At 33.2% G+C, this 16,645-nt stretch carries 5 protein-coding genes; all 5 read right to left on the minus strand.

Annotated elements, in window-relative coordinates:
- Nucleotides 1-3,889, minus strand: a 3,889-nt coding sequence (locus ASF10_RS07565) for a non-ribosomal peptide synthetase (protein WP_117611357.1), incomplete at its 3' end; no start/stop codon positions are given.
- An 814-nt stretch (nucleotides 3,890-4,703) separates the two neighbouring features.
- A complete protein-coding gene (gene sat / locus ASF10_RS07575) occupies nucleotides 4,704-7,481 on the minus strand; it encodes a sulfate adenylyltransferase (protein ID WP_056247316.1) in 2,778 nt (925 codons plus the stop codon).
- A gap of 12 nt (nucleotides 7,482-7,493) precedes the next feature.
- The gene (locus ASF10_RS07580; protein ID WP_056247318.1) at nucleotides 7,494-8,351 is read right to left on the minus strand and encodes a hypothetical protein; all 858 of its coding nucleotides are present in this window, start codon (nucleotides 8,349-8,351) and stop codon (nucleotides 7,494-7,496) included.
- Complete coding sequence (locus ASF10_RS07585) at nucleotides 8,344-15,672, minus strand: non-ribosomal peptide synthetase (protein ID WP_056247320.1); 7,329 nt, start codon at nucleotides 15,670-15,672, stop codon at nucleotides 8,344-8,346. Before ASF10_RS07585 ends, ASF10_RS07580 begins: the two co-directional genes overlap by 8 nt.
- 69 nt (nucleotides 15,673-15,741) lie before the next feature.
- Nucleotides 15,742-16,635 carry a pyridoxal-phosphate dependent enzyme gene (locus ASF10_RS07590; protein ID WP_157849051.1) on the minus strand — a complete coding sequence of 298 codons (894 nt, stop codon included), beginning with the start codon at nucleotides 16,633-16,635 and terminating at the stop codon, nucleotides 15,742-15,744.
- Nucleotides 16,636-16,645: the final 10 nt, after the last annotated feature.

Below are 16,645 nucleotides of genomic sequence, written 5' to 3' on the forward strand. Positions count from 1 at the left end.
GTAAACGGAGATTATGGGACACATCATCGAACTTTAGCAAATAATGCGCCAGTTGATTGGCTTTTTCGTTTAGTTCTTTATAGCTTAATTCGTTGTTTTCGAATACAACGGCAATATTATTTGGGGTTTCCTCTGCTTGTTGTTCGAATAAATCGATTATGGTTTTATCCTGCGGATAATCTACCTTCGTGTTGTTGAAGCCATTTAAAAGTTCTTCTTTTTCTACAGCTGTCAGGTAATCTGCCTGCTGAATTGGCTTGCCCGGATCCTGCATGAATACAGTGAGAAGGTTTTCAAAATGGGCAAAGATTCTCTCTATTAGGTACTGATCATAAATATCAGTATTGTACTCAATACTCAGGCTTAATACCGATGTTTCCACAAAAGTAAAACTTATATCAAGCTGAGAACTTTCGCTTTTAAATGCATAATCACTAATCTCAATATCCGAAAGGACTTGAGGTTTAAAGCGGTTTAACTGGCTCTGGTTCTGTAATACCACCAAAACATCAAACAACGCCGAACGGCTTGTATCGCGCTTTAAATTCAGCTTCCCTACTAAAGCATCAAAGGGGTAATTTTGATGATCGTATGCTTCTAATAAAGTTTTTTTCTGAGATTTTAATACATCTACAAAATTACTTTCTTTATTTATTCGGCTGCGAATGGCCAATGTGTTAAGGTATAAACCAATCTGGTTTTCTAACTCTGGATGTTCCCTTCCTGCTATTGGGGTTCCAATAATGATATCATCTTGTCCGGTGTAACGAAACAACAAACTGTTAACTGCACTCATTAAAAGCATAAAAAGAGTAAGGTCCTGTTGTTGTGAAAACTCCTTTAGCTTTGTTAGAAATTCTTTTGTAAAAGTGTGGCTGATTGTATTTCCGTTGTAGGTTTGAACAAAGGGACGTGTTTTAAAGCCAGGGAGATTTAGTACTGGAATTTCTCCTGAAAATTGCGCTAACCAGTATTTTTCAGACACTTTGTGTCCTTCCTTTTCTAACTCATCATTAAGCCATACAGCATAATCTTTATACTGAATACTTAATTTAGCCAAGTCAATTTCCTTACCTTGTTTGAGGGAATTGTAGATTTGTATAATCTCTGAGATTAATATTTCTATCGACCAGCCATCTCCAATGATATGGTGCAGGGAAAGGAAAAAAACGTATTGATTTTCTTTATACTTAATTAAAGATGCTCTTATAAGATTTCCTTGTTCCAGATTGAAAACCTCATTGTTTTTTTGCTGTAAATATTTTAAAATCCCCTCTTGTGGATTCTCAATACCTGACAAATCTTTTTGGTCAATCCTAAAATTAGTTTGTTCAGTCTCTAAAATATATTGACGGATTTCACCTTGCTGGTTTATTTTAAAACTGGTTCTTAAAATTTCATGACGATCAATCAGTAATCTGAAAGATTCCTCAAATAGCATGGCATCAATTATTCCTTCTAACTTAACTGCAGCAGGCATATTATAAGCCAGGGATCCTCCCTCTAATTGACTCAAAAGCCATAATCGGCTTTGGGATGCTGTTAAGGGGTACGAAGTTGTTAATAAACATTTTGGAATACTTTCATATCCACTATCTTCTAATTGTAAACTTATACCTGATATGGTTGGGTTTGCAAAAAAGTTCTTAAACGAAACTGTTCTGCCAAGATTCTTATGTATGGTATTGATAACTTGGGTAATCGAAAGACTGTGGCCTCCCAGTTCAAAAAAATTATCAGTAGTGCCTATTTTCTCTATTCCAAGTACTTCTTCCCAAATAATAACAAGCTCTTTTTCCAGTGCAGTGGCCGCAGACACGTATTGCCTCTTTATAAGATCGTCATTCGTAATGTCATTAAGGGCTTTACGGTCTATTTTGCCATTTGGGGTAAGGGGTAATTTATCCAGCAATACATAAAATGCCGGAACCATATAATCCGGTAATCGTGTCAGTAAAAAATCCCTCAGGTCTGATTTATCAATAGCTGATTTACAAACCAGATACGCCACCAGTACTTTCTGCTGGTTGTTTTCTTTTACCTCTACCGCCAATTGCTGAATGTCATGACCGTATTGCAATATCGTATTTTCAATCTCTCCCAGTTCAATCCTGTAACCGCGAATCTTGACCTGTTGGTCCTTTCGTCCCAAAAACTCAATATTGCCATCAGCCTGCCAGCAGCCTAAATCTCCGGTATCGTAAAGCAGGGAATCCGCATTGAAGGGATTGAAAATAAATTTCTCGCGCGTTAATGCCTCCTTGTTCAGGTAACCGCGTCCTACCCCGGCACCACCCACATATAATTTTCCTGCAACTCCTACAGGCAAAGGCTGCAGTGAATCGTCTAAGATGTAAATCTGGGTATTGGCTATAGGACGTCCAATGGGAATGGCCGATTTCTCAGCATCTTTTTCACTTACTTTATAAACCGAAACACAAACTGCGCATTCGGTAGGTCCGTAAGCATTGAAATAGGATATGCCTGCCTTGGTAATGGACAGTGCATGCGCCGCATTGGCCGGTTCTCCTGCCGTAATAATACATCGAAGTCCCAAAAGGTCATCCCCGGTCATCAATCCAAGGTAACTTGGAGGAAAGGTCACTACGCTGGAGTGGCTTTCTTTTAAGAAAACCGTAAATTTATCTTTGTCTTTTATGGTATCTTCATCGGGAATGCATAATGCCGCCCCGCTGTAAAGGCTCATCATGATCTCTGAGATCGAAGCGTCAAAAGCCACTGAGGCAAACCATACGATCCTGTCTTTTGGGGTGATCCCAAAGCTGCGGATCTGGTCCAGGGACATATTTATATTACTCGTGTGGGCAATCATGGCTCCTTTGGGCTGTCCGGTAGAACCTGAGGTATAAATTACATATGCCAGATCATGGGCATGAATGTTTTTATTGATATTGGCAATCTCTTGTGAATCAACCTCTGCGTTTTCCAAAAACAGTACCTGAACACCGGATCCAAAAGAATGGCTGTAAGAAGTGCTGCTGATCAAAAATTTAAGTCCGCTGTCCTGTATCAGGTAATCGATTCGTTCTGCGGGATAATTAGGATCGATGGGAAGATAAACCCCGCCCAGCTTGACTATCGCCAAAAGTGAGATAACACCATTGGCTGATTTAGGCAAAAGAACTCCAACGATATCCCCTGTCTCAATAGCATGGGTGTGGGAAATATAACGCGCCAGCTGATTGGCTTTCTCGTTGAGTTCCCTGTAAGTTAACTGGGTGCTTTTAAATATTAAGGCTATATTATCCGGAATTCTCGCCGCCTGATGTTCAAAAAGGCTAACTATGGTGGCATCGGTCGGATAAGATATCGCTGTGTCGTTAAAGTCGTATAAAACCTGCTGTTTTTCATGTTGGGACAGCAAGGGAAATTCTGATAAAATGCACTGCACGTTGGCTTCGAGATTAAGGATAAAATTCCTCATACAGTCCGCAAGGCGCTCTACAAGTCCTTTATGTACAAAATCTTCCAAATAGTAAAACTGAAGTTCCAAATCTCCGCCTGCACTGATTGCCGCATTCAGGGTGATGCCTCTGCAGGATGTATCTAGCGAGTTAAAATTGATTCGGTAAGGGGACAAATGCTCAAAACCTCCTGCAAATGAGCTTCCCGAAAGATTGGCGTGCTGCAGGCTTTCAAGTACTTCTTTTCTGGAATATTGAAGGTAGTCCTTAAAAGATGGATTAAGGTCGGTTGAAAAAAGAAGCAGCAGCGAAGCATAATCACATCCATACCCCAAGACCATAAAACCGTCAAAGTCTGAAGTGAGTCTTTTTAATAAAAAACTATAAACTGAACTTACAACGGTAAACTGTGCAAGCTCATTATTACCGGTAAGTTTATGAAAATATGCCCGCGTTTTAAACAATTTACGTACAAAACCTTTTCAATATTNGCCTGTAACGTATCCAAACGGTCAATATGAATATTTAGGAATTACGGTTCCCACAAATGAGTTAAATGGAATTTTTCCGGAGAACTATAAAGAGTTATTAAAATTAAAAGGTGTTGGCAAACCGTCAAAGTCTGAAGTGAGTCTTTTTAATAAAAAACTATAAACTGAACTTACAACGGTAAACTGTGCAAGCTCATTATTACCGGTAAGTTTATGAAAATAACCTAAATTACTAAAATCAATACCCGAAGACATAAAAGATAAAACAGCATGCTGCTCATGTGGTAAATCCTCTCGACCAAAGGTTTTTTTTATCCAATATTTCGAAACCACATTAATAGTACTAGAAACACCCTCTTTATTCATAAATTTAAAATTCTCATTTTGGCCATTACCAACAGTGTAAATAAAATAGCAAGTACAAAAGAGGAGCGTTTTTTTTAATTTTAAATAAATTTTAAATACGCTGTTATCTCCTCTAAATCCTTTATCATACTTATTCTATGGAGCCAAAATAAGAACAAAAACATTTTAAAAGTTACGGTGTTTTATCGTAAAAATTACGGTATTTGTATGAAAATTACAACATAGTAAAAAAGCAATGTGCAAAATTGCCTCTTATTTTTATGCTTTGAGATTTGAAAACTGCTTTAACATGCTTTCACACTAAAACAAAAACAAACTGCAATTTTAATTATGCATGATCATTTTGTAAAACAAAATAAGCTGCAGAAAATTTCCGCAGCTTATTTTGTTGATAGTAAAAAAATAAATTTAATTCTTTTTTTTAAGACAGGACTTCAGATATTACATTACGGTCTTTTAAATCAAAAAGCAAAAGTGAAATAATTTCATTAGCTACAGCTTCTATCGATTTTCCTTCAGTACTAACTGAAATATCCATATTTTCAGGTTCTTCATAAGGATATTCATCATGAAGTCCTATCATGTTGGTAATAGAACCTTCTAAAGATTTTTTATACAGTCCTTTTACATCCCTTTCCATACAGGTATTCAGCGATGTTGAAATATACAACAGAGTAAATTGCTCTTCGCCTATAATGTTTTTTACTTCTTCGCGGATTTCTGAATACGGAGAAATTACAGGAACCAATATATAATCATACGCTTTAAGGTAATCTGCACATAAATTAGCAATAAGAGTATTATTTTCTCTTATTTCATCTTTAGTAAATTTGTTTTTACTCTTTGTTTTTTCCCTTACATCATCTCCGTCAATTATTTTTACTGTATAGCCTGCTTCCCTTAATTTTGTCTGAAGAAATTCTGCTATACTTGTTTTTCCTGCTCCGGAAAGACCTGTAAACCAAATTACTTTTGAATTAGATTCTTCTTCAACAAAAACTGTTTCTTTTTCTAAAATTATTTCAGAGATTTCAGAACGAATTAGCCAATCTGGAGGAAGCTGTTTGTTTTTTATCATATCCCTTATAACAGTTGCCGATATATCTTTTTTATGACTTCCGCTTATATCTTCACTTGAATGTGTATTACTTTCAGGATAATAGGCAACATCAGAATATTTAATTATTTTTATTCCGATATCCGGAATCTTTTCAAAAATATCATGAGAAGCCAGATTTTGATAATAATTGCCTACACCGGTATGATCTCTACCTACAATAAAATGATTGCACCCATAGTTTTTACGACAAATAGCGGTAAAAACTGCTTCACGCGGTCCTGAATATCGGGGATAAGTAGCCAAAACACCAAACAAAACTTTTTCTTTTGGATAAAAAGTATTGATTAGTTTTTCGTACGTTTCAACAATAATTTCAGACAAAAAATCGCCTGTCTTTTTCTTACCGGTTACGGGCTGAATAAAAAGACCATCACAATCATATTTTTGAAGAGCATCTAACTGAACATGTTCATGCCCGCGATGAGGAACGTTTCTGGTATGAAACCCAACAATATTTCTCCAGCCTCTTTCATCAAAAATTCGTCTTGTCTGCATAGGTGTTAACTCATGCTCTTTCAGCTTATTTTCGCTGCGTTTTAAAAGATGAATCTCTCCACCAATAAAGGTATTCTCCATTTTTTCGACCATCAAAACGCCCGGATGATGAATATCATCGGTACCAAACCATTTTACTTGCGTTTCTTTCTTGTCATAGACATAAATATCCTCAACTTTAATTAAACCAACTATTCCGCTGTCACCTTCTAATGCAATGGTTTCTCCAACATTAATCTCATCTGCTGTTTTTTTATCAATATCCAATACAATAGGAATTGTCCATACTGTTTTTTTATCTGAAAGGGTCATATTATCCAGCACACTATCAAAGTCGGCTTTATTCATGAAACCTTTTAAAGGGCTATATCCACCAACTGCAATCTGCTCGAGATCCATTTGCTTGGATGAATCTATTTTTATTTTTTTCAGAGAATTTACATATTTCTCATTGGTTTCGATAATTTTATTGATCAGTTTACCTCCGTGCGGTTTAATCAATAAACTAAAGTTGTAATCGTCGTTCAGATAATTATCAGTTATCAGTTTTTCATAGGCATTATTGCAAAAACTTTTCCCTACAAATTCGTCTAATGAGCTTGCTTCATTGATCATCTTCGAAAGTGTGTTGATAGCCTCTATCGGGTATTTTCCAATTGCTGTTTCTGCACATAAAGCCAAACCGGAAGCGCCATCAAGTAATGATGTCATGACATCATTTAGCTCTGCCCTTGTTGGTTTACTATTAAAAATCATTGATTCAAGCAAGTTGGTCGCTATAAAAGCCGGTGTATTAAGTTCATTTGCCTTTTTTAATACTAATTTCTGAATAAGCGGAATTTTCTCTAATGGAATTTCTTTACTTAAATCTCCTCTGTCGATCAATATAGCATCAGACTTTGTGATAATGGAATCTAAATTTTTTAATGCATCACTGGTTTCTATTTTCGAAATGATTTGCATACGTCCTTTAGTTCTTTCACGTACATATTCTACTTCTTGGGCATTGTGCACAAAAGATGCAGCAATATATTCTACTCCATGCTGTAATGCCAAATCAATCGCACTAATATCTTTTTCTGATAAGATTGAAAGTGAAAAATCTGATTTTTCGGTTTGATTTATTACTGCAGATTTATTTCTTCCCAGACTTCCGGATGTTACCACTTTTGCAGTTATAAACCCTTCTTTTGTCAGGGTATCCAGATTATCAATGCGTAACATTAAAGAGTTAAAATCTAAAAAGACCAAATCTCCTCTTTTTAGTTTCTCAACAACATTATGCGGCTTGAAATTTATATTATTCTGATCTCCAATAACTTCCTTATTCCAAAGCTTAACAATAGTTCCCTGTTCAATAAAAACACTTTCCTGACTAAGATTTCCTGTACGAATTTGAGAGCCTTCTGTATCTAATATAAATGGTATATCGTATTTTTTGGCTAATACTATCGTTCTTTCTAATTCCTCCAGTCCTGCATGAGACATATTTACACGAACAAAACTCGTATCTGTACTGCAGATCTTACGAAAAACCTCTTCGGACCTGGTGGTTGGTCCTATCGTTACAATAATTTTTTTCATTTTCAGTTTGTGTTATTTGATTTTATTTCTAATATAATAGTTCCGTATCATGACCCCTAAGGATAAATTCCCGATTTTTAATTTCTTCAAGAAATCGTTATTTTTTTTAAATCGGATAACATCTTCATTAAAACTTTCTCCATACTGGGCTGTTAAAGTCTCAAATCTGCGCAAAGCATATTCATGAAATTTAATGTCCAAATGATTGGTTTCACGAATTGTGTCTTTGACCTCTTGTGTAATTTTAATGTCTTTAGAATTTCTACCTTGATTTTGTATACTATAATAAGGTGTAGGAAAATTATAATATTTACTAAGTACCAACAGGGATTCATCATATTTATCAGTCAATCCAAATACAGGATAATACTTTTCTAAATTATCTATTGCTTTTTCAAGCATTTCTTCATTACATTTTCCAGGTTTAACTCCTTTTATTCCTGAAATTTGTCTCACTTGTGCATTATCAAATTCTGCACTTAATTTTAATTTTAAAAAACTATTTATATCTAATCGATTGTCGTTTACAGTTTTATAGAGATAATGCTTTTCATTATTCGAAATAATTCCGTAATAAGATGCAATCCTGCTTATTGGGTTTCTAAAAAAAGTAAGATAGGTACAAGGCTGTTCATAATATTCATGAAGCCCAAAATTGATGTGTCCTGTTAAAAATAAAAACTTATCTTTTTCTGCCTGTGGCATCTTATCAAATAAGGCTAAGGGTATTTGTGTTGTACCATAATAATCTGCTATTTCGAACTCTAATTGCTGTGACAATGGAAAATTATTTTTGAATATTCCATTCAATGTAATACCTCCACTTCTTGGGACGTGAGTAAAAATTATAGGATAGTTTATCTTATTCATCTTTAATACATTTATTATTGATACTTTCAAAAATTTCAGCAAGCTCAATTGAGCTGTCTCTTAATAGAAAATGACCTGCTCCTTTTATTTCTATCAATTCTACTGTCTGGGCATATTCACGCCATCTTTTGTATTTTCTTTTGTATCCTTTGGTGACAGGATCTTTGGTTCCAGTTAAAAAATAAAAAGGAACTCCAAATTTTGTAAAATTAGATTTTCGAACAGCATGTAGATAATAATTTAATCCTGAATAGGCAAAATCGCTATCATACCTGAAATTTCTATAAAACGTTTTCCTGTCAGAATCATTTTCAGGAATATTTCCATTTATTCTTGTTAAAAACTTAACGATCTCTTCGTCTGACTGATTTCCAAATGTGATCACTTTTTCTGTTGGAAAAAATGAACTAATACAAATAGCTCTCAGGTCTACAGCATCTTCTTTTTGAAGAAGTTCTATCGTTTTCATTATAAGTACACTTCCTTTACAATGACCAAATAAGATAAGCGGACCTTTTACTTTTCTCTTGATTTCAGCATATAATATTTCACTCAGGTTATCTATAGCTACATCCATAGTCTCATTCTCTTTTGGATCTATTCTAGGAAGATCAACGCAATAGAAATTAAATTCTGTTTCTTTTTTCCCTAATTCTATGCCTAGATCTTTAAAATTAATAGGTTCTCCTCCAGAATTAGGAACTCCAATTACAGAAACTGCCTGCTCATTTTTAGCTTTTAAAAGATGAATTAAAATACTTCCATCACTTACTACCTTATTCATTTTTATAAAATCTGCCATCGTTTTGATAGTAGTATTATTATAGAAATCAATGATAGAAAATCCATATTTACTCTTTGATACTAATCTGATAGCTTTAAAAGAATCACCTCCTAAATCAAAAAAATCGTCATCGACATCTATATCATCTCTTCCTAATACTTCTTTCCATTCTTCAAGCAGCTCTAGCTCTAAAGGACTATAGTTTTTTGTAGTCGTCTCTTTTTTCTCAGAAGTTTGTATTTTCCAATTTCTTAATTCATTTCGATTAATTTTTCCATTTGAACTTAGCGAGAACTTCTCCAGCTCAATAAAAACACTTGGCACCATATATACCGGCAGTAATTTCTTGAGTACTTTTTTAAGTTCCTGCTCAGTAATTTTATTTTTTACAGTATAAAAGGCCGCCAGAAAGGTTTCTTTCTTTTCATTCTTCAAATCAAGTACAATTGCTTCTTTTATTTCCGGAATGAGATTGAGTTTTGTTTCTATCTCGAGTAACTCAACACGGTGCCCGCCTACTTTTATCTGATAATCTTTTCTACCCAAAAACTCTAAAGTACCATCATGGCTGTACCTTCCTAAATCACCTGTACGATAAATTCTTTTTTTCTGTGTAAGTCCTTCTATAGGTCCCTGAAGGAAAACCTTATTGGTTCTTTCCTTATCATTTAAATATCCTCTTCCAACTCCCTGTCCTGCTATAATAATTTCACCGGTTACTCCTATTGGAACTCTCTTTAAAAAAGGATCTACAACATGTATTTCTAAATTTTGAATTGGACGTTTCCCTACAGGCGTAGTTTCTGATGTAATACTTTCTTTAATAATAAAATGAGATAAATCATCTGATGTTTCTGTTATTCCGTATGTATTAACAATAGGAATATTTGGATACAATTTTATCCATTGATTAACTACTGAAGGAAATAAGGTTTCTGCATTTAAAATAAGAATATCCAGATCTTCTAATGGAAGAATGTCACTATACTTATCAAGATAATATAACATTTCTGAAAAATAAGAAGGAACAAGTTCCAGAACTTTAATTTTATCTTCCTGAATAGCATTACAAAATTTAGGTATATCTAAAATAGTATTATAGTCGTAAATAACCGTTGTACCTCCTGTAACAAGTGCCGAGAACATTTGCCAAACAGAAATATCAAAAGTATGGGGGGCATTCTGAGCAACTATACTGTTTTCATCCATGCCCATCTCTACTATTTTTGATCCAATATGGTTCAGCATTCCCCAATGTTCAAGCATAGCCCCTTTTGGTACACCTGTTGATCCCGAAGTGTAGATTACATAGGCAAGAGAAGAAAGGCTAATAGATACTGGACAGTATTCATTATAGATATCTTTATTCTTAATAATAATATCCGCATTAATGACAGGAATTATTTTAGACAATTCATCAGCAATAGTATCATCAATATCTGAATCAATGAATAAAGCTTTTAAATTAGAATTAGTGATAATTTGTAAAATACGTTCCATTGGATAATTTTTATCGATTGGAACATAAGCTGTTCCCGATTTCCAAACACCCAGTATCGTTTCACACATTGTTACAGACCTGTCCATCATAACTCCGTAAAGATTATCAGGTGCCGGAACAAACTTATTCATTATGTAGTTCGATAATCGATTACTCGATAAATCAAGTTCTTTGTAGGTCAGTTGTCTTTTACTGTCTTTTACTGCGATCTTATCTTCTTGTTTTTTTACCTTTTCGCGGAAAAGACTAACAATATCCCTGTTTAGATCAAAATAAGGCTTTACATCATTAAAACTATCCAATACATTTAATTCTTCTAAATCCATGTATTTGATTTCTTTCATTGCAATATGAGGAAAGTCAATAAAGGATTTTAGTATAGAAAAATAAATAGAGGAAAGTTTTGCTAATGAAATATCTCCTTTTAAACTACGGGTAAGACGCAAGCTTACTTTAAAATCCTGATTTCCGGTATTAATATCGATATCTAAATAAGAGTTCGAAAATGCTTTGGCTGCGCCTTTTTCTATATTTTCTAATTCTTCTTTGTCTTGAAAATCATCTATTTCTATATCTTCCAGTATATGGAAATCTATAAAATTGAATGCCGCATTAAAAAGAAGAGTTGTGTTTTTTGACTCTTTTCCTGCCACCAAAGCAGATATATCAGGCAAAGACATTTGGTCTGGTCCTTTAAGCAAAGTCATTTTATCCTGAACGGCTCTAATAAAATCAATTATTTTGGCATCTTCGCTTGAAGGAGTATTGATTTTAAAGGGAGTTGCCGTTAAAAAGCATCCTAATAGCTGTTCTGAGTCATCTGCAACTGGTCTATTACTGCCAACCAGTCCCAACACAACTTCATTATCATAATTTAAGAGCCATAACAAATAAGAAAAAACACCCAATGATATAGCTTTTATGCTTATACCCGATTCGGTTGAAAGTACTCTCAAACGATCCTGATAGTTTTTTTCAAGCGTATTAGTTAATTCTTCGTATATGTTTTCTCCTAATTCATCAAAAATATCGAGCCTTGTATAATCCAAAAGTTCTTTTCTCCAAAATTCCTGAACTGTAATGTCGTTTTGAACTATATCATTTTGAATGATATAATCTTTATAATCAGATTTCAGGGGTGAAGGAATATAATTTGGATTTTTATTTAACTCACTATAAGTATTGTTAAGTTCTGTAATAAAAGAGGCATTGCTCCAACCATCAAGAATACTATGGTGAAACTGCCAAATAAACGAATAACAATTCTCATTTTCCTTAAATATTGCCATTCTCCATAATGGCGCAGCATAAAGATCAAAAGGTATTTCCAGTTCTATAGACAGATATTTTTCTAAATAAACTGTTTGTTGTTTTTTATCAAAAGAAGAGATATCCTCATAAGATATCGTGGCAGGAATTTGTTTGCGTATAATTCTAACTTCAGATCCAAAATCCTTAACGTTATATTCCGTACGAAGTACATTGTGCTTTGTAATCAATAAACTTAAAGCTTTTTTAAATACCTCAATTTTAAAATTATCAAATTCGCGACGGTATAAGGATTGATGATGAACTCCTGTAAGATCAGGGTAACGAAGGGAGGTATACACCATTCCTGTTTCGATAGGACTCATTGGATAAATATCTTCAATATTTTCCTTTTCAAAAAGTTTATCTGAAAGTAAAATTTCATCTTTCAACTTAGTGAACTTGTCCAGAACCATATTTCTTCTTTCGTCTCCGGCAAAATTATAATCATCAGAACGCGCTATATTTAATAATGCCGACAGTTTTTCTATCGTATAGTTATTATACACGTCGCTTACGGAAATCATTATATTCCAATGCTTATTAATCCTGTTGACTACTTTTAGTACACGAATAGAATCTCCACCAATAATGAAAAAATTATCAGTAATACTTATTTTATCTATTACTAAAACTTCCTGCCAGATATCTGCTAATTTCTGCTCAGTATCATTTCTTGGAAGCAAAAATTCTGTTCTTATTAAATCTTTCTCAATAACATCCGGCAGTGCATTATAATCAACCTTACCATTCGAATTTAGTGGGATATGCTCTAATTCAACAAAAAAAGCAGGTACCATATATTCCGGAAGCTTCGTCAGTAAATATTTTCTAATCGAATCCTTCTCTATAGCTTCTGTTTTGTCTGTAGTATAATACGCTATTAATATTTTATTACCTTCTACATCCTTAGCAGTTGCAATAACATTTTTGATACCACTATTAAATTGTGCAAAATGAGTTTCGATTTCTCCCAATTCTATACGATATCCCCTTACCTTAACCTGAAAATCTTTTCGACCAAGAAATTCTATTGTACCATCAGGCAGCCATCTGGCTAAATCGCCTGTATCGTACATTTTTGAGTTCTCTATAAACGGATTAACTACAAACTTTTCTGCTGTTAACCCGGGCTTGTTGAGGTAACCGCGAGATAATCCTGTTCCGGAGATATATAATTTTCCAATACTTCCAATTGATGCTAATTGTAAATTTTGATCCAGTATATAAACTTCGGTATTAGCAATTGGGCGCCCTATAGAGATTTTACCTTCTGAATAAAGTAACTCAATTGATGTTACTGTTGTTTCTGTAGGTCCATATTCATTATAAAAAGAAAATTTTTGATTTTTAAATTTGTTTGCTAGTGTTTGTGTACAGATATCGCCCCCTGAAACTAATCTTTTCAAAGAGAAATTATCATCAAAATCAAGCTGTTCTAAAATGCTTGGTACAGCATGAAAATGGGTAATCTTATTCTCTTGCAGATAATTTTTAAGAGTATTATGATCACCAATAATACTTTTTGACGTAATATGTAAAGTAGCCCCGTTTAAAAGTGTCAAAAATATTTGTTCTACAGATGCATCAAAAGTATAATTAGAGAATAACAAAACAGATTCATTCTCTCTAAATTTAAATTCTTCGGTTTGCGCTAAAACCAAATTCACTACACTTTTATTTTCAATCATCACACCTTTGGGCTGTCCTGTAGTTCCAGAAGTGTAGATGATATACGCCAGACTTTCTGGTGCATTAATTTGAATTAAATTGGTATTGGGATAATTTTCTTTTGTATTTGTAAACCCTTCTAAAAATGATTCATCAATTATAATCCTGGCTTTAAGATCATCCTGTATATATGCTATTCTTTCCTTTGGATATTCAGGATCGATAGGTACATATGCAGCCCCAGATTTAAGAACTGCTAATATTGCTATTAATACTTTCTCGCTTCGATCAAGTTTAATAGCAATCAGATCGTCAGATTGTATTTTATATGCAGATCGCAAATGATGACCTAACTGGTTTGTAAGCTCATTTATTGCTTTGTAAGTTAATTGCGTGTTTTCAAAAATAACTGCGACATTATCCGGTGTTTTCGCAGCCTGCTCTTCAAAAAGATTTATAATTGTTTTGCCTTTTCCCTTTTCAGTCTCGATTTTTGTATTGTTGAAATCTGATAAAAGCTGTATTTTTTCTTTTTCTGTTATGAATACAAGATCTTCAATAGCTGTATTTTCATTTTCAATAGCTAAACTAACGAGGCTTTCAAAATGATTAAACATTCTGGTTATCAAAAATTCATCATAAATATCAGTATTGTATTCAATCGTCAATGCTAATTTTTCTGCTTCTTCCTTAAACGAAAAAGTAACATCAAATTGAGATGTCTGTTTGTCAATTTTTTCGAATTCAATAGAAAGTTCCGCTACATTTTTAGTTTCCGTTTTGATGTGATTTTGGTTTTGAAAAACAACTAAAACATCAAACAATAAAGATCTTGAAAGATCATAATTTAAATTAAGATTATTAATCAATTCATCAAAAGGATAAATTTGATGTTGATAAGCTGATAAAAACGAATCAGTTTCTTTTTTAATTATAGTCGAAAATGTGTTTCTATCTTCAAAAACAGTTCTTAAGGGAAGCGTGTTAATAAATAATCCTAATTGATTTTCTAAGTCAGGATGCTCTCTTCCTGCTACGGGAGTACCAACAACAATATCATTTTGATTAGAATATCTGTACAATAATGATTTAACACCGGCTTCTAAAACTGTAAATACCGATGTATGATATTTTAAAGAAAAATTTCTAATTTTATCAAAAAATTCTAACGAAAATTCTTTTTGAAGGCATTTACCATTGTAGGTTTTAATTTCAGGTCTTCTTTTAAAGGATGGGAGTTCTAACACAGGTGGTATGGTAGTAAATTGACCTAACCAAAAATCCTGTGCTTTTTTATATTTGCTACCATATTTTTCTTCCTGAAGCCATACTGCATAATCTTTATATTGAAAAGGTATTAATCTATTTGAAAATGAATTATTTAGTATATCAAAATAAATAGTAAATACCTCTGATGCCATTAAATTTGTCGACCATCCGTCGCTAATTATATGATGCATAGAAATATAAAACAAATGAACCTCTTCTTCTGTTTGAATTAAAGATATTCTAAACAACGAAGGTTTTTCCAGATTAAAAGTATAAACATGCTGCTTGTCTATATAATCTTGAATTTTTTGTTGCTTATTATCATCCAGAGAATAATCTAGGAACGAAAAATCTAATTTCGACTCTTCAGAAGAAACTACAAATTGCTTAACCGATTCTGTAAGCTGATCAAACATAAAGTAAGTCCGTAATATTTCATAACGATTTACCAAAATTTGAAATGCCTGCATTAAAGCATCAATTTCAAGAGGTCCGGAAATTTTGGCCGAAAAAGAAATATTATAAGCCGAAGACACATTATCCAACTGACTCAGCATCCACATTCTGTATTGTGATGAAGTAACAGGATAACCTTCCTCTGATTTATTGACAGGAATAATAAATCTGTTTCCTGACAAGTAATCTAACAAATCTTTTTTCTTTTCTTTTATTGATTGTATAAGATCCTGAGTTGGCAAGTTTTCATTTTCATACTTCAATGATAAATCACTGCCTTTAATGGATATCTCGATACCATGATTTAATAATTCTTCTATAAATTCTTTCATTTATTAATTTACTTACTTTAAATTAAAATCTTTTTTCAGCCTTTTTTATAAAATTAAATACCTGTAATTTTACTTGTAAATATTGTTTACATATACACCACCACCATCCGGAGATATAAAAACGATATTTTTATTGCTAAGTTTTTCAGGATACTGCTCATTATATTTAATAACTGCCTGATAACATGCACCAGAAGATCCTCCCAAGAAAAAACCTTTTGCTAAAAGAGACTGACAGCCTTCAATAATTTCCTTTTCATCTAATATTATGAAGTCATCTATATCACCGAGCTCTAGAAAATCTGATTCTTTACTGGCTCCAATTCCGGGAATATTCCTGCTGCATTTTTCAGTAGAAAAAATCATAGAGCCACGTATATCAACAGCAATAATTTTAATATTCTTATTTATTGCTTTAATGATGGTTGAAACCCCTTTAATTGTTCCTGTTGTACTAACAGCTACAAAAATGTAATCGACATCCTTAACGCTTTCAATGATCTCATTTGTAAGTTCTGAATATGCCAGATAATTATTAACATTAGCATATTGATTTGTCCAGAAATAATTTTCATTCTGGCTTACTAAACTTTTTACAATTTTAATCCTGTTAAGCAGGTATCCCCCAGTTTCGTCTTTCTCAGTAATTTGAATTACATCGTGGCATAATGATTTAAGTTTTTCATACATAATCGTATTAATATTTAAATCTACTACCGCAATAAATTTAATTCCGAGATACTTGCAATGAAGAGCTGCAGAATAGGCAAAATTTCCTGAACTGGATTCTATAATTACAGTATCTGAATTAATTTTATTTTCAAGAATTCCTTTTTCTAAAATATGATTCACTGCTCTATCTTTTACACTTCCGGATAGATTATACTGCTCCAGTTTTATGTATAAATTAAATTCATCTTTCTCTAATTTAATAATAGGTGTATTACCAATTAAAGTTTTCAATTGTAAATTT

The sequence above is a fragment of the Flavobacterium sp. Leaf82 genome, from assembly GCF_001422725.1.
Taxonomy (GTDB): Bacteria; Bacteroidota; Bacteroidia; order Flavobacteriales; family Flavobacteriaceae; genus Flavobacterium.

What these genes read in the sequence shown, in the direction of transcription:
- ASF10_RS07580 (WP_056247318.1), bottom strand. Translation starts at nt 8,351, where the DNA reads ATGAATAAGATAAACTATCCTATAATTTTTACTCACGTCCCAAGAAGT.
- ASF10_RS07585 (WP_056247320.1), bottom strand. Translation starts at nt 15,672, where the DNA reads ATGAAAGAATTTATAGAAGAATTATTAAATCATGGTATCGAGATATCC.
- sat (WP_056247316.1), bottom strand. Translation starts at nt 7,481, where the DNA reads ATGAAAAAAATTATTGTAACGATAGGACCAACCACCAGGTCCGAAGAG.